The organism is Streptomyces sp. HmicA12 (assembly GCF_000373565.1).
Classification (GTDB): domain Bacteria; phylum Actinomycetota; class Actinomycetes; order Streptomycetales; family Streptomycetaceae; genus Streptomyces.
On the sequence record NZ_KB891849.1, the window covers coordinates 49,073 to 63,193 of the forward strand.

Annotated in this window: 15 protein-coding genes; 4 read left to right on the forward strand and 11 right to left on the reverse strand. The window is 71.5% G+C overall.

Annotated features, from left to right (window positions below; all coding sequences use genetic code 11):
* The first annotated feature begins 185 nt into the window (after nucleotides 1-185).
* Nucleotides 186-560 carry an RNA polymerase-binding protein RbpA gene (locus B072_RS0135635; protein ID WP_003977404.1) on the forward strand — a complete coding sequence of 125 codons (375 nt, stop codon included), beginning with the start codon at nucleotides 186-188 and terminating at the stop codon, nucleotides 558-560.
* An 84-nt stretch (nucleotides 561-644) separates the two neighbouring features.
* Here the strand turns inward: B072_RS0135635 and fxsA are convergent, their stop codons facing one another.
* The 4 genes from fxsA to B072_RS0135655 form a co-directional block, all read right to left on the reverse strand.
* Entirely contained in the window at nucleotides 645-1,229 is a 585-nt protein-coding gene (fxsA, locus tag B072_RS0135640) for an FxsA family membrane protein (protein ID WP_018534767.1), read from the reverse strand.
* 77 nt (nucleotides 1,230-1,306) lie between these two features.
* Nucleotides 1,307-2,080 (reverse strand): polyprenol monophosphomannose synthase, encoded by a 774-nt coding sequence (locus B072_RS0135645; RefSeq protein ID WP_018534768.1) that lies wholly within the window; start codon nucleotides 2,078-2,080, stop codon nucleotides 1,307-1,309.
* Between the two features lie 469 nt (nucleotides 2,081-2,549).
* Nucleotides 2,550-4,163 (reverse strand): amidohydrolase, encoded by a 1,614-nt coding sequence (locus tag B072_RS0135650; protein ID WP_018534769.1) that lies wholly within the window; start codon nucleotides 4,161-4,163, stop codon nucleotides 2,550-2,552.
* Nucleotides 4,164-4,275: 112 nt separating this feature from the next.
* Nucleotides 4,276-4,716: an Lrp/AsnC family transcriptional regulator gene (locus tag B072_RS0135655; protein WP_018534770.1), complete on the reverse strand. Its 441-nt coding sequence runs from the start codon at nucleotides 4,714-4,716 to the stop codon at nucleotides 4,276-4,278.
* A gap of 223 nt (nucleotides 4,717-4,939) precedes the next feature.
* Between B072_RS0135655 and B072_RS0135660 the strand changes: the two genes are divergently transcribed.
* Entirely contained in the window at nucleotides 4,940-5,383 is a 444-nt protein-coding gene (locus B072_RS0135660; RefSeq protein ID WP_018534771.1) for a hypothetical protein, read from the forward strand.
* 11 nt (nucleotides 5,384-5,394) lie between these two features.
* On the opposite strand, the gene B072_RS0135665 is transcribed toward B072_RS0135660, so the two are convergent.
* Nucleotides 5,395-6,498 (reverse strand): phosphotransferase family protein, encoded by a 1,104-nt coding sequence (locus B072_RS0135665; protein ID WP_018534772.1) that lies wholly within the window; start codon nucleotides 6,496-6,498, stop codon nucleotides 5,395-5,397.
* A 28-nt stretch (nucleotides 6,499-6,526) separates the two neighbouring features.
* The gene (locus tag B072_RS0135670) at nucleotides 6,527-7,663 is read right to left on the reverse strand and encodes a hypothetical protein (protein WP_018534773.1); all 1,137 of its coding nucleotides are present in this window, start codon (nucleotides 7,661-7,663) and stop codon (nucleotides 6,527-6,529) included.
* A 424-nt stretch (nucleotides 7,664-8,087) separates the two neighbouring features.
* Between B072_RS0135670 and B072_RS47090 the strand changes: the two genes are divergently transcribed.
* Nucleotides 8,088-8,312 (forward strand): hypothetical protein, encoded by a 225-nt coding sequence (locus B072_RS47090; RefSeq protein WP_078506696.1) that lies wholly within the window; start codon nucleotides 8,088-8,090, stop codon nucleotides 8,310-8,312.
* Here B072_RS47090 and B072_RS0135675 read toward each other — a convergent pair.
* Complete coding sequence (locus tag B072_RS0135675; RefSeq protein ID WP_018534774.1) at nucleotides 8,275-9,438, reverse strand: acyl-CoA dehydrogenase family protein; 1,164 nt, start codon at nucleotides 9,436-9,438, stop codon at nucleotides 8,275-8,277. The two genes, B072_RS47090 and B072_RS0135675, sit on opposite strands and share 38 nt — an antisense overlap.
* 351 nt (nucleotides 9,439-9,789) lie before the next feature.
* Here B072_RS0135675 and B072_RS0135680 point away from each other — a divergent pair, with 351 nt between their 5' ends.
* Nucleotides 9,790-11,031, forward strand: coding sequence for a glycoside hydrolase family 18 protein (locus tag B072_RS0135680; protein ID WP_018534775.1), 1,242 nt, complete (start codon nucleotides 9,790-9,792; stop codon nucleotides 11,029-11,031).
* A 66-nt stretch (nucleotides 11,032-11,097) separates the two neighbouring features.
* On the opposite strand, the gene B072_RS0135685 is transcribed toward B072_RS0135680, so the two are convergent.
* The 4 genes from B072_RS0135685 to B072_RS0135700 form a co-directional block, all read right to left on the reverse strand.
* Nucleotides 11,098-11,727 carry a TetR/AcrR family transcriptional regulator gene (locus B072_RS0135685; RefSeq protein ID WP_018534776.1) on the reverse strand — a complete coding sequence of 210 codons (630 nt, stop codon included), beginning with the start codon at nucleotides 11,725-11,727 and terminating at the stop codon, nucleotides 11,098-11,100.
* Nucleotides 11,728-11,863: 136 nt separating this feature from the next.
* A complete protein-coding gene (locus tag B072_RS44860; protein ID WP_018534777.1) occupies nucleotides 11,864-12,046 on the reverse strand; it encodes an SCO1431 family membrane protein in 183 nt (60 codons plus the stop codon).
* A 196-nt stretch (nucleotides 12,047-12,242) separates the two neighbouring features.
* On the reverse strand, nucleotides 12,243-12,575 hold the full coding sequence (locus tag B072_RS0135695; RefSeq protein WP_158689284.1) for a hypothetical protein: 333 nt from the start codon (nucleotides 12,573-12,575) through the stop codon (nucleotides 12,243-12,245).
* A 119-nt stretch (nucleotides 12,576-12,694) separates the two neighbouring features.
* The gene (locus B072_RS0135700) at nucleotides 12,695-14,071 is read right to left on the reverse strand and encodes a peptidase C39 family protein (RefSeq protein ID WP_018534779.1); all 1,377 of its coding nucleotides are present in this window, start codon (nucleotides 14,069-14,071) and stop codon (nucleotides 12,695-12,697) included.
* Nucleotides 14,072-14,121: the final 50 nt, after the last annotated feature.

The following is a 14,121-nucleotide window of genomic DNA, read 5'->3' on the forward strand; positions in this document are numbered from 1 at the left end:
TGAAACGCTGGGTGACATCTGGTGTCAGATGTGACAAACCGGGCGCCGGTGGGTACAACAAGGGGCGGCTACGACGGCGACGCATGACCCGAGTACCGGGAATCTTTACCGCCGACCGGACGTTGACCGGATGACGACGACAGCGACACCTGTCCTGTGGGCGACAAGCCCGGGAGGCACGATTCATGAGTGAGCGAGCTCTTCGCGGTACACGCCTCGTAGTGACCAGCTACGAGACGGACCGCGGCATCGACCTGGCTCCGCGCCAGGCCGTGGAGTACGCATGCGAGAAGGGGCACCGGTTTGAGATGCCCTTCTCGGTGGAGGCCGAAATTCCGCCGGAGTGGGAGTGCAAGGTCTGCGGGGCCCAGGCACTTCTGGTGGACGGTGACGGCCCTGAGGAGAAGAAGGCCAAGCCCGCCCGTACGCATTGGGACATGCTGATGGAGCGGCGCACCCGCGAGGAACTCGAAGAGGTCCTCGAGGAGCGCCTGGCGGTGCTGCGCTCGGGCGCGATGAACATCGCGGTACACCCGAGGGACAGCCGCAAGTCCGCATGATCCTGCGGGGCTGACAATTCAGCACAACGGCCGGGGGCCGGACACACACCGTGTGTCCGGCCCCCGGCCGTTTCGTCATGCGCCTCAGGGCGTGATCGGCGGGCGCCGGTCCGCGTCGTCGCGGCGCGGGCCCGGGTACTCGTCCTCACGGATGACCTCACCCTGGATGACGGTGCCGCCGGGCTGGTGCATGCGCGCCTGCTGGAACGCGTTCCCCAACGTGCCCGGGGACGCCGCGCTCATCCTCTTCTCCAGGGTCCGCTCCGTGTAGCGGCTGAGCGCCGTACGGACGGGCGGGACGAGCAGCAGCAGGCCGAAGGCGTCCGTGATCAGGCCGGGGATCATCAGGAAGAGCCCCGCGAGCAGCAGCAGGCCGTTGCCGCCCTGCCGAGGCTGGTCGCCGGCCTCCACGACGCCCTGCTGCTGGCGTCGCAGCGTCTCGTTCAGGTTCTGGAAGGCTCGGCGGCCCGCGGCCTTGATCACGACGGCGCCCAGCACGAAGCCCGCCACCATCAGCAGGAAGTACGTGAACCCACCGATCGCGTTCGCCACCACGGTGGAGAGCCAGATCTCCAGGACCACCCACGCGGCGACGGCGAGCGGGAGGAACGTACGGGCCCGGGAACGCCGGGCCCCGGCGGGCTTGCTGGGCGGGGTACCAGTGGTCATGCCTCAAGTGTGCCTGGGGCCGCGTGCAAGTGGCGTAAGCGCGGGATCAAGATCGACGGGCGGCCTGTGCCGCGCGCTCAGCGGGCGTCCGGCTTGCGGCCGAGCACCTTGCCGACCCGCTCCCCCACGCCCCACGTGGTGACCCGCCACAGGGCCTCCACGACGATGTCCTTGCTCATCTTGGAGTCGCCCAGCTCGCGCTCGACGAAGGTGATGGGGACCTCGACGACGTGGTAGCCGGCCTTGATCGAACGGCGGGCCAGGTCGACCTGGAAGCAGTAGCCCTGCGACGCGACCTCGCCGAGACCGAGCCCCTCCAGGGTCTCCCGGCGGAAGGCACGGAAGCCGCCGGTGACGTCGCGGATCGGCACGTCCAGGAGGAGACGCGAGTACGTGGACCCGCCGCGGGAGAGGAACTCGCGGGACTTCGGCCAGTTCACGACCCGGCCGCCCGGCACCCAGCGCGAGCCGAGCACGAGGTCGGCGCCCTTGAGGGCGGTGAGCAGGCGGGGAAGTTCCTCCGGCTGGTGCGAGCCGTCGGCGTCCATCTCGATCAGGACGCCGTAGTCGTGCTCGATGCCCCAGGCGAAGCCCGCCAGATAGGCGGCGCCCAGGCCTTCCTTGCCGGTGCGGTGCAGGACGTGGACCTGCTCGTCGTCGGCGGCCAGCTCGTCGGCGAGCTTGCCGGTGCCGTCCGGGCTGTTGTCGTCGGCGACCAGGACGTGCGCCGCCGGCACGGCCGCCCGGACGCGGCCCACGATGGACGTGATGTTCTCCGCCTCGTTATAGGTCGGAATGATCACCAAGGCCGTACCCAGAGGGCCGAACTTCCGCCCACCGCCGTCGTTCACAGCTTCCCCTTAAAACTTCCGTCCACAAGGGGACCACCATAGCGAGCACGCCAGTTCACGCCGACAAGGCTCCCTGCGGCAGCTGAGTGAGTGCGTGGGGTAAGGGTGTGAGGGAACTGCGGATCGGGGCCGGGCGTCCTTCGGGCCGACCTGGGGCCCGCTGGCTGCGGGTCGACGCAAAGCCGTTGTCTACTGAACGCCCGGGCCCCACCCGGGTCGCACCTCGCCGACCGGCCGGAACGTTCCGGCGCCCCGTGGCGCGGGCGCCGGCCTGCGTTCTACGACTGCGTGGGCCTGCCCGGTCGCGCGAAAGGTGGTGGACTCGGCCGAACCTACCCGCCCCACGCGGCGTTCTGTCAACAGCCGTTTGACCTGCACCTCTTCGGGAACTCCCCTGGTCAGGGCGGAGGAGTCGCAGGTCGTACGGGACGGTCTCACCGTGGAATCCGGGGCGCGCCGCCCCGGTACATCACTCGTCCGGCCGTACGAAGACCGTCTGTCCGAAGACCACGGTCCGCAGGCAGACGGGCAGGGCGGCGCCCGGCGTCAGGTCCGGCAGGCCCGGGGTGCCGGAGCGCGGGTCGGTGGACCAGCGGGCGACCCGGTCGTCCGGGGCCTGCACGACCAGCTCGTCCGTCCGCCAGACCGCGTAGTCCGCGGGGGCGCCGGGGACGAGGACCCCCGCGTCGTCGCGGCCGACGGCCCGCCAGCCGCCCCGCGTGTGGGCCGTGAAGGCGGCGCGCACCGAGACCCGGTGCTCGGGCGTTCGGTGGAAGGCCGCGGCACGGATCGTGCCCCACGGGTCCAGCGGGGTGACCGGGCTGTCGGAGCCGAAGGCGAGCGGGACGCCCGCGCGCAGCAGGGCCGCGTACGGGTTGAGGGTGCGGGCCCGCTCCGCGCCGAGGCGGTCGGCGTACATGCCGTCCTCGCCGCCCCACAGGGCGTCGAAGGCGGGCTGCACGGACGCCGTGAGCCCGAACTCGGCGAAGGCGGCGACGGTCTCGGGGGTGAGCATCTCGGCGTGCTCGACGCGGTGCCGGGCGGCGCGCACGCGCGCGAGGCCGATCTTCTCGGCGGCGGTGCGCAGGCCGTCCACGACCGCGGTGACGGCCGCGTCGCCGATGGCGTGGAATCCGGCCTGGAGGCCCGCCTCGCTGCAGGCGACGACGTGTGCGGCGACGTCGTCGGCGGTGAGGTATCCGGTGCCGGTGTGGGCGGCGTCGGCGTACGGCTCGTGCAGGCACGCCGTGTGCGAGCCCAGGGCGCCGTCCACGAACAGGTCACCGGCGGCTCCGAGCGCGCCGAGGCCGCGGGCGCGCTCGATGTCGCGGTCCGCCCAGTAGCCGACGACGCGGGGGCCCGCCTCGGAACGGGCGAGGTCGAGCAGGCCCGTGAAGTCGTCCTCGGAGGAGATGTCCGGGCCGCCGCACTCGTGGACCGAGCCGATGCCGAGGGACGCGGCGTGCCGGAGGGCGGCGCGCTGGGCCTCGGTGCGCTGCTGCGGGCCGACCGCGGCGAGGGCGGCGGCGCGTACGGCGTGGTGGGCGTCGCGGGTGAGGGGGCCCTCGGGGTCGTATCCGGCGCGGTCGGTGACGCCGGGGACGAGGTCGAGGAGGGCCGTGCTCACGACGGCCGAGTGCACGTCGATGCGGGAGAGGTAGACCGGGCGGCCGCCGGTGGCCTCGTCGAGTTCGGCGCGGGTGGGCGGCCGGTCGTCGGACCAGCGGGCCGCGTCCCAGCCGTGGCCGAGGAGGATCCGGTCGGTGGGGCGGGACGTCGCGTGGTCCCGTACGAGGGTGAGGGCTTCGGCGCGGGTGCGTGCGGCGGTGAGGTCGAGGCCGGTGAGGGCCAGGCCGGTCGACGTGGTGTGCACGTGGGCGTCGGTGAACGCCGGGGTGACCAGGGCGCCGTCGAGGTCGACGACCTCGTCCACGCCGTCCGCGAACGCGTCCGCAGCGCCTTCCGAACCGACCCAGGCGACGTGACCCGCCTCCACGACCATGGCGGTCGCGAAGGGGTCGGCGGGGCTGTGGACCTCGCCGCGGCGCAGGAGGACGGTGCGGGTGCTGGGGGGCGTGCTCATGGGGACAGTTTCGCGTGTTCGGCGAGGTGGTTCCGCCTCGGGGTCCCTTTTGTCACGCGGAGACGGGGCGCGGGCGGGCGGCCGGAGCGCTCGCCCCGCGCCGGGGGCCGCGCTAGATACGCGGAGGGCGCGCCTCGTACGGGGTCGAGAGGACGACCGTCGTGCGGGTCGAGACCCCGGCCAGGGAGCGGACCCGGGCCAGGAGGTTCTCCAGTTCGTGCGGGGTCTCCACGCGGACCTTCAGGATGTAGTTCTCGTCTCCGGCCACGCTGTGGCACGCCTCGATCTCCGGTACGCCCGCGAGGCGTTCGGCGATGTCGTCGGGGGCACTCGGGTCGAACGGCTTCACCGAGATGAACGCGGTGAGCGGCAGGCCGACCGCCTCGGGGTCGACGACCGCCGCGTAGCCGCGGATCACGCCACGCTGTTCGAGGCGGCGCACCCGCTGGTGCACCGCGGACGTGGACAGGCCCGTGGCCTTGCCCAGGTCGGTGTAGCTCATCCGCCCGTCCTTGACGAGCAGCTGCACAATCTGTCGGTCGAGCTCCTCCATGGCGACGAACCTACCGGTCCCTTGATCCTCCCGGTACCGGAGAGGCCCTCTCGTTTACCGCGCTCACGGCACCTGCAATCGGCATGTGACGAAGGCCACACGCATCGGGCCGTGTCCGGGGGCTCCGCGCGATTACGCCGGTCATGGGACGGGAAGTGCTTGCTGTGGTCGAGGCCGCACCCCATGGACATCAGCGGCCGGCCCACCCGAGGGGGAGAATCCCATGCAGAGTGTGAAGCGTCCCGGACGCCCTGCCACGCGCGGCAACCGCAAGCAGGCGGTCGTCGAGCCCCAGCCGGAGGGCGTCGAACCCGACGCGTTCGACGCCGACGAGCTCGACGCGTACGACACTTTCGAGATGTACCGGGTGATCTGCCCGGACTGCGCCCAGCCGATCGCGCTCCTCGCGGACGAGGACATGCTGCCCGAGCACGCCCATGTCACCTCGCCGTGGAACCCGTTCGGGCTCTCCGTCTGCGCGGGCACCGGCCGCGCGGCCGCCGAGGCGCGCCCCGCCGACGAGTCGACGGGTACTCAGGAGCAGGACACGGCCCTTCTGTTGACGCTCCCTCAGGAGCTCGACTGGCGCACCCAGCCCTTCTCGCACGTGGGCGGCCCGGGCTCGCGCCCCATCCGGGTGCCCCAGCAGGTCCGCCGCGCCGCCTGACCCGCTCCGGCTCAGGACAGGCCCTCCCAGTAACCGCCCTGCACCATGGCCCGCAGACTGCCGTGGTGCAGGATCAGCGTGTCCGGGTCCTCGGGCACCGCGACCTCGCCGAAGTGGGCCTGCCGGTAGGCGACCCTGAGCATCACCACGGCCTGCCGCAGGGCGGCGTACAGCGTGTAGAAGTCCATGTCCCGCGGGGTGTGGCCGGTGAGTTCGGCGTAGCGCGCCTCGATCCGGTCGCGGCGCAGGAAGCCGGGCAGGCCCCGCTGGCCGAAGCTGACGGTCAGGTCCTGGAAGAAGCGGTGCAGATAGACCGTCCAGCCGAGGTCGACCTCGCGCGGGGCGAGGGCCGCCATCTCCCAGTCGAGCACGGCGGCCGGCTCGAAGCCGTCGTAGATGATGTTGCCGATACGGGCGTCGCCCCAGTTGAGGACCGCTTCGCCTTCGTGCCGCGGCCACATTTCCTCGAGGCGGTCGAAGGCGCTCTCGATCAGTGGTGAGGGGGCACGGCCCGCCACCACCCATGCGTAGTAGGCGCGTTGGGCGGTGACGTGGCGGCGCAGCGGGCTGCCGTCTCCGGGCAGGGCGAGGAACTCCGCCTCGGCCGCCGGTACGCCGTCGTGCAGCCGGGCGAGGATTCCGACGCTCGCCTCCTCCAGGCGGGCCCGCTCCTCGTCGCTCGCCGCGTGCAGCCAATTGCCCTCGTACGTGTACGGCATGACGTCGGGCGGCACGTGTCCGGTGACGCGCTCCATGACGAAGAAGGGGGCCCCGAGCGGTCCCGGGTCCTCCTCCAGCCACAGCACGCGCGGCACCGGGATCCCGGTGCGCTCGGCGGCGAGGCGCATCGTGCGGTACTGCCGCGGCATGTCGTACACCGGGAAGATCGTGTACGCGGACGGGTCGGCCGCGAGCCGCAACGCGCAGGCCCTGACGGGCGGTTCGGGGTGTTCGATGTCGAAGAGGAGGGTCTCGCTCGACATGCCGTTGGACTCCGGGACGCTGACGTTCACCGCCTTGGCGCCGGGCAGCCGGACACCGAGCCAGGCGGTCAGGCGGCGGGCCAGTTCCTCGGGTTCACGGGTGGAGGTGCGCGGTCGGGGCGCTGTCGCCATCGTCGAACTCCCTCTGCCTAAGGGTGGGCTACGGACGTTCCGGGGCCGTCGAATCGAAGCCCGTGAACCCGCTCGGGTCGTGCCGGCCGAAGCTGCCGTGCTCGAAGATGCCGTGGCCGACCTGCCCGTCGAGGGTGAAGCGGGCCGCGTGGTCGATGACCCCGTAGGCGGCCAGGGGGTGGGCGGACGGGTCGGAGAGGTCGTAGCTGCGCCGGTCCGTCCAGCCCTGGCCGCGCCAGGTGCCGTGCTGCCAGTCGTCGGCCGGCGGGTAGCCCGCGCCGACCGCTAGGGGCGAGGAGGCGAGGATCTCGACGCCGAGTTCGACGGGTTTGCGGTCGACCGGGTCGATCAGGTGGATGACCGCGCTCTCGGGGTGCCGGGTCCCGGGGCGGTAGGTGATGTCGGCCTGGGGCCAGCCGAGTTGGCGGTCGCGGTGGCCCTCGCGGACGAGGGTGGCCTCGTTGAGGGTGCGGTAGCCGTCGGCGTCCTCCTGGGTGATGACCATGAGGAAGCGGTCGTCGAAGCGGACCGGGGCCCAGATCCAGTGGAAGCCCTCGGTGGGGTGGTCCTGGGCCAGCCGGCCGCCTTCCTCCCCCGGCACCGGGCGCACGCCCCAGCTCCGGTCGCGGGTGCCGGTCCAGCCGCGTACGTCGATGTCCCGGCCGCCGATCCGCAGCCGCCCGTCGACCCGGCCCGCCTGTACGAACCGCTTGCCCTCCAAGGTCAGGCGCCCGCCCCGGCGCTGGGTGTGGTGCGGCTCCCAGAGGGCGGGGAAGGCCGCTTCCCAGTTCATCTCGTACGAGAGTCCGTCGGGGTCGTCCGGGTCGGCGGCGCAGGTCAGGACGAAGCCCTTGAGCGGGCGCTCGACGTGGATGCGCAGCGGGCCGACCTCCATCCGCATCCGGTTGTCGTCGCGCAGCGCGTCCGAGGCGCGGACGGCGTGCAGGGTGTCGCCGACGCGCAGGGTGGCGTAGGCGTCGATGACACCGAGGTTCGGGTAGACGCCGAGACCGAGGATGAGCAGGAACCGGCCGGTGGGGTCGACGAGATGGAAGATGCAGCGGTCGTAGGCGTTGCGGTCACCGGTCGCCACGTGCTTCATCGAAAGCGGCACCTGGTGGACGGGATACTCGTCGAGAGCCACGGGACGTTCGTCGTCGGCCACAGCAATCCTCCCTGCGTGCACGGCAGTTGACGTCGCCCGGAGGGGTACGGCCTACCCGGCGGCGGAGTTGACGGTACGTCAGGTATCGAGCGCTGGCCAGACGTTCGACAGGGGCGGGCCCGACATGCGGTTATGTCGTGAACTGACGCCCGATTCCGTCAACACGTGACCTTGGACGTCCCTCGAACGTTGCCCTGGCATGACCCCGACGGAGACCCCGGCCTCTGCCCCCACCGGACGACGAAGGCGCATCCTCGTTCCTGTTGCCGCAGAATCGGTTCATCAGCAGCAACACCAGGAACATCAGCCCCCTCAGACACACCCGACGCACTCTGCGCACCCGGTTCACGTGACGCATGCGTCCCAGCCGACCCATCAGCCCCAGCCCGTGCACCCGGTTCCGCCGCACGCCCACCCCCGCGGAATGCCCCCCGCGCACCACCCCGACCCGCCCATCTACCGCGCGCTGATCGCGAGTTGGGCCGACCGCGGTAGGACGCTGCCGGGTCAGCACGACCCGGAGTGGGCGCGGCTCGTGGCACCCACCGTGCACACCGGACAGTTCACCGGGCAGTTCGCCGGACAGCCCACCGGGTCGTACACCGCGCAGTTCAGCGCGACTCAGGTCCCGCGAGGTGGCGGGCGATGACCATGCGCTGGATCTGATTGGTGCCCTCGACGATCTGCAGCACCTTGGCCTCGCGCATCAGGCGCTCGGCCGGGAAGTCCGCGGTGTAGCCGTACCCGCCGAGGACCTGCACCGCGTCCGTGGTGACCTTCATCGCGGCGTCGGTGCACAGCAGCTTCGCCATGGCCGCCTGCTTGGAGAACGGCCTGCCCGCGTCCCGCAGCCGGGCCGCCGACAGGTACAGGGCACGACCCGCCTCGACCTGCGTGGCCATGTCCGCGAGCATGAACCGCAGGCCCTGGAAGTCGGCGATGGGGCGACCGAACTGGGACCGGCCCTTCGCGTACGACACGGCCTCGTCGAGCGCTGCCTGCGCCACGCCGATTGCGCAGGCAGCGATGCCGAGACGGCCGGAGTCGAGCGCGGAGAGGGCGATCTGGAAGCCCTGCCCCTCGTCCCCGATCCGCCGCGCGTCGGCGACGCGCACTCCGTCGAAGTGGACCTGGGCGGTGGGCGAGCCCTTCATGCCCATCTTCTTCTCGGGCACGGCGGCGCTCAGCCCTGCCGCGTCGCCCGGCACCAGGAACGCCGTGATGCCGTGCGCGCCCTCACCGCCGCTGCGGGCCAGCACCGTGTAGAAGTCGGCGACGCCGCCGTGGGTGATCCAGGCCTTGGTCCCGGTCAGCACCCAGTCGCCGCCGTCGCGCACCGCCTTCGTCCGCAGCGAGGCGGCATCCGATCCCGACGACGGCTCGGAGAGGCAGTACGCGCCGAGCAGACCGCCGCCGAGCATGTCGGGCAGATGCTCCGAACGCTGCTGCTTCGTACCGAAGTTGGCGAGGGCGTGGCAGGCCAGCGAGTGCACGCTGACCCCGAGCCCGACCGTCAGACGGGCGGCCGCGAGCTCCTCCAGGACCTGGAGGTAGACCTCGTAGGGCTGGTCGCCTCCGCCGAACTCGGAGTCGTAGGGCAGTCCGAGCAGTCCCGATTGCGACAGCAGCGTGAACGTCTCCCGCGGGAAGCGGCCGGCATCCTCCTCCTCGGCCGCGCGCGGGGCGATCTCCCGCTGTGCGATGTCACGGACCAGCCGCAGCAGATCCTGAGCTTCGTCCGTCGGCAGCTGACGCTCGACTCCTGGCTCCGGCATGGCGACGCTCTCCTCCCTGGGCGGGCGCTGCGGCGGCGTCGCGGGGTGAGGCGGCGCCGCCGGGTGGTCACTACCGAGCCGATGCTGCCCTTCCGGGTCTCGGAAGCGGCTGACCAGCGGCTGTGGCGTGTTGAGTATTCCCGATCCGGGGCCTCCCGTCACTAGTTAACGACCGCTTACTCCAAGTTTTTCGGGAGGCGGGTGCGGCAGGCGGTGCGATCGGTGTGGGAACCGGGGAGATTGGTTCGGACCATTGACCTCACTGGTCTAGTCCTCCTACTGTTCCGTCCGCAGGTCCAGCACGGCAACCCCCACGTTCCCCCATGCTCCCCTCCCCCACGAGGAGACACGATGCTCAGACCGCACCTCCCCCGCGCGCGCTTCAAGGCGCTCGCCGCCGCCGCGTGTTGCGCCGTTCTCGGCGCGGGACTGCTCGCCTCCGCGGGCACCGCGACGGCTCAGACAGACGTCAACCGGACCACGGCCGCGGCCGGTTCGAAGGTCGTCGGATACTTCACCGAGTGGGGTGTCTACGACCGGAACTACCACGTCAAGAACATCGACACCTCCGGCTCCGCCGACAAGCTCACCCACATCAACTACGCCTTCGGCAACGTCCAGGGCGGCAAGTGCGCGATGGGCGACTCGTACGCCGCGACCGACAAGGCGTACACCGCCGACCAGTCCGTGGACGGCGTCGCCGACACCTGGGACCAGCCGCTGCGCGGCAACTTCAACCAGCTGCTCAAGCTGAAGAAGAAGCACCCCGGCCTCAAGGTGCTGTGGTCCTTCGGCGGCTGGACCTGGTCCGGCGGGTTCGGCGAGGCCGCGAAGGACCCGGCCGCGTTCGCCCAGTCCTGCTACGACCTCGTCGAGAACTCCAAGTGGGCCGATGTCTTCGACGGCATCGACATCGACTGGGAGTACCCGAACGCCTGCGGCCTGACCTGCGACACCAGTGGGCCGGACGCGTACAAGAACCTGATGGCGGCGCTGCGCTCGAAGTTCGGCGGCGACTACCTCCTCACCTCCGCCATCCCGGCCGACGCCTCCGACGGCGGCAAGCTCGACGCCACCGACTACGCGGGCGCCGCTCAGTACGTCGACTGGTACAACCCGATGACGTACGACTACTTCGGCGCCTGGGACGCGCAGGGTCCGACGGCCCCGCACTCGCCGCTGACGTCGTACGACGGGATCCCGAAGGCGGGCTACAACACCGACGCCACCGTCACCAAGCTCAAGGCGGCGGGCGTCCCGGCGTCCAAGCTGCTCCTCGGTATCGGCTTCTACGGGCGCGGCTGGACCGGCGTCACGCAGGAGGCGCCCGGCGGCACCGCGACCGGTCCCGCGCCCGGCAAGTACGAGCAGGGCATCGACGACTACAAGGAGCTGAAGACCAAGTGCCCCGCGACGGGCACGGTCGGCGGCACCGCGTACGCGTACTGCGGGAACAACTGGTGGAGCTACGACACCCCGCAGACCATCGCGGGGAAGATGGACTACAAGAACCAGCAGGGTCTGGGCGGCACCTTCCTGTGGGAGCTGTCCGGTGACACGTCCGACGGCGAACTGATCAAGGCCGTCAACTAGCGGCAGGCACAGGAGTGTCGGGGCGGGGTCCGGATACCGGGCCCCGCCCCTCCGTCACAGTCACTGTCACGGGCGCGGGGGCGCCGGGTACGACGGCTCGAACTCCTCGATCACGCGCAGGGTTTCTCCGAGGGTGCGGACCAACAGGGCTCTGACGGTGTCCCGTTCGGGGTCGCGGTGGCCGATCCAGTCGAGGGTGACGCCCTCCACGCTGCACAGCCAGCCGAGCAGGGCGAGGCGGACCAGGGACGGCAGTTCCGGTGCGCCGTACGCGCCCTGGGCGATGGTCGCGATCATCGCCTCGCGCACGCCGTCCCGGATGGCCTGTACCTCGGCGTCGAAGCCGACGCCGCCCGTGATGATGGTGCGGTACGCCGCCTGGTGGTGCTCGGCGTAGCGCAGATAGCCGTCGATGGTGCGGTGCACACGGTCGACCGGCGAGAGGTCGCCGGCGGCGCTGGCCCGTTCGACGAGGTCGCCGACGGACTCCTCGATGATCGCGAGGTAGTAGCCGCGCTTGGACGTGAAGTAGTAGTAGATCAGCCCCTTGGCGACGCCCGCGTGCCGGGCGATGTCGTCCACCGACAGTGCGTCGTAGGACGTGTCGGCGAACAACTTCCGTCCGATGGCGATGAGTTCGGCGCGGCGGGCGGCGGAACGGCCGGTGCCGCGCGCCCGCTGGTGGCTAGTGTTCAATTCCGGTCCCGGTCTCCGACTCCCCTGCGGATTCCGCAGTATGGCAGTCCGCGGTGGGGCACCGGCGGCCCTCCGTGACGCGGGTCACCTCACCGTGGGCCGTGGAACGCTCACGCCGTGTCGCCCGACGGGACGGTCACATCCAGCCGACCTGCGTGACGAACATCGCGAGGACCACGACGAAGGTCCAGCCCAGGACGTGCTCGAGGATCTTCGGTCCCTCGTCCTTGGGGCCTCCGGTACGGGCGCGCGCGACGAGGGACGCGACGGCGGCCGACAAGGAGCCCGAGGTGGCGGAGGTGGTGGAACTGGCGGTCATGGGCGTCTCGCTCGGTTCGTGATCGGGTGCGCGATCAGGTGCCTGATCGTGGCAGGGACTCCCCCGAGCGCCCAGGTCCCCTCCGGCGCCCTTTCCACCATGCCATCGCGACGGCCCGTCGCGACCGAGACCTTGGTCACGCGCCGGCCCCGGCGGGGGTGGCCGGCCGCACGGGAGCGACGGAACGGTCAGGGGTTCAACGGTGGCGGCGCGGCCAGGCGAAGCGGCGGCGGATCCATACGAGCGTGCACGCGGGGAGCGCCGCCTGGACCGCGCAGGTCAGCCACAACCCGTGCACCGCGGCACCCCGTACGAGCAGCGGTGGGGCCGCGAGTGTGCCCGCTGCCGGTCCGAGGACGAACAGCACATGACCGGTGCGCGGCGGTCGAGGCCGCTGCCCGCCGAAGTCACGGAACATGAGGCGCAGCGTGAGCATGAAGACCGAGAGTCCGAGCCCCCACACCGCGACCGCGCTCCCTATGGCCAACCAGGCGTCGGCCCACAGGGCTTCTCCGTGTGTCCTCGGCATGTGCCGAGTCTCGCCGCCCGCGCGGGGCACCCGCATGAGGTCGCGTACTCATCCGTGCGCCGCGCCGGTCGCGGCGCCCCGCCGTCGTTCCGCGTCGTGGACGGCGGGGCGCGGGAGCGCTACCGAATGCCGACCTTGGCCAGCGCACGCCGCTGAGCCGGGGTGGGGTGGGCCGGGAAGTACAGGTAGCAGACGCCGCCGGTGCCGGAGGACACGTTGCCGGAGGCGTTGTAGCGCTTGGTGCGGAGCCAGATGGTCTCCCACTCGTGCCGCTTGTAGACACGGCGGACCGCCGGGTCGCTCGGCGAGGCCGGGTCGTTGGCGATGACGTCGCCGTCGGCGGTGAAGCCGATGACCGTCATCAGGTGTCCGGACGTGCCGTAGCCGGCGCCCGTCAGCTCCTCCTTCAGGAACGACTGGGACGTTATGGCCGGGATGCCGGCCGCGATCAGCGTCTCCAGGTCGGCGAGCGAGGAGAGCCGGGTGACGACGCCCTGCAGGTCCTGGTACGTGGCGGCGTACGCGGCGTTGAACGGCCAGTTGCCGCAGCCCTCGTACTGGTAGTCGTAAGTGAAACGCGCCGCGTGGCAGACCTGCGGGTCGGCGTAGGACGGGTCCACCCAGGCCAGCTGGTCGGCCGACGGCTTGCGCCCCCAGTACTCGATGATCATCTGCGAGGAGGTGGGGCTGCACCAGGCCTCGCCGCCGTTGTCGTACTCGGGGTACTGGCCGGAGTGGATGCTCTGCGAGTAGCGCGGAACCGTCAGCTCCTCGGCGAGGCCCGGGGTGGAGGCCGGCACCGTGAAGCGGTCCGGGACGTCCGAGCCCATGGCTCCGAGGCGCCAGACGGTCGGTACGGCCTTGCCGCCCGGCGTGCGCAGCAGGGTCAGGCGCAGCCGGTAGGAGGCGAGGCGCAGGCCCGACGCCGCGTCGTCGATGGAGAAGGTGTCCGTCCAGATGCTCGACCGGCCGTCGCTCTGGTCGTCGACGGACGTGCGGCGGATGTCGACGTCCTTGTCGTCCCCGGCGGTCCAGCGGCCCATCACGTACCAGGGCGTCTGAGTGCCGTCGCCGTAGGTGCCCTGGAGTTCGATCTCGATCCAGGTGCCGGAGGGGGTGTGCGCGTTCCAGGAGGCGATGACCTCGGTCGCGGGCACGGTCAGCCGGTGGACCGGGGAGGTCCAGGTCGCGTACTCCCACTCGCCCGTCCTGTTCAGGTGCGGGTCGGTGTACGTCCTCGTCCCGGCCGGCTTGGCCAGGGTGATACCCGGCCGGTGTCCGGCGAGGGCGCGGGTGCCCTGTCCGGTGCCGGAGCGCCAGTCGGTGTACGTCGTCCAGGTGTGGTTGTCCACGAGGCGGGCGGGGGCCTTTTCCTGTGCGGGGGCCGCGGCGTGCGCGGTGGCGGCCGTGGTCGCGGCGAGCGCGACGCCCGCGGCCGCCGCCAGAACGGTTCTGCGGGACGGGGAGGCTGCGGTCGGCTGGTCGGGGCGGGTCATCGGGAGGATCCCCCTCTTCGACGGATCGGACGGACGGATCAGGCGGACGG

Excerpts from the sequence above, each read along its gene's own strand:
- B072_RS0135700 (WP_018534779.1), bottom strand. The coding sequence starts at position 14,071 with ATGACCCGCCCCGACCAGCCGACCGCAGCCTCCCCGTCCCGCAGAACC.
- B072_RS0135665 (WP_018534772.1), bottom strand. The coding sequence starts at position 6,498 with ATGGCGACAGCGCCCCGACCGCGCACCTCCACCCGTGAACCCGAGGAA.
- B072_RS0135660 (WP_018534771.1), top strand. The coding sequence starts at position 4,940 with ATGCAGAGTGTGAAGCGTCCCGGACGCCCTGCCACGCGCGGCAACCGC.
- B072_RS44860 (WP_018534777.1), bottom strand. The coding sequence starts at position 12,046 with ATGACCGCCAGTTCCACCACCTCCGCCACCTCGGGCTCCTTGTCGGCC.
- B072_RS0135650 (WP_018534769.1), bottom strand. The coding sequence starts at position 4,163 with ATGAGCACGCCCCCCAGCACCCGCACCGTCCTCCTGCGCCGCGGCGAG.
- B072_RS0135680 (WP_018534775.1), top strand. The coding sequence starts at position 9,790 with ATGCTCAGACCGCACCTCCCCCGCGCGCGCTTCAAGGCGCTCGCCGCC.
- B072_RS0135635 (WP_003977404.1), top strand. The coding sequence starts at position 186 with ATGAGTGAGCGAGCTCTTCGCGGTACACGCCTCGTAGTGACCAGCTAC.
- B072_RS47090 (WP_078506696.1), top strand. The coding sequence starts at position 8,088 with ATGCCCCCCGCGCACCACCCCGACCCGCCCATCTACCGCGCGCTGATC.
- B072_RS0135675 (WP_018534774.1), bottom strand. The coding sequence starts at position 9,438 with ATGCCGGAGCCAGGAGTCGAGCGTCAGCTGCCGACGGACGAAGCTCAG.
- B072_RS0135695 (WP_158689284.1), bottom strand. The coding sequence starts at position 12,575 with ATGCCGAGGACACACGGAGAAGCCCTGTGGGCCGACGCCTGGTTGGCC.
- B072_RS0135655 (WP_018534770.1), bottom strand. The coding sequence starts at position 4,716 with ATGGAGGAGCTCGACCGACAGATTGTGCAGCTGCTCGTCAAGGACGGG.
- fxsA (WP_018534767.1), bottom strand. The coding sequence starts at position 1,229 with ATGACCACTGGTACCCCGCCCAGCAAGCCCGCCGGGGCCCGGCGTTCC.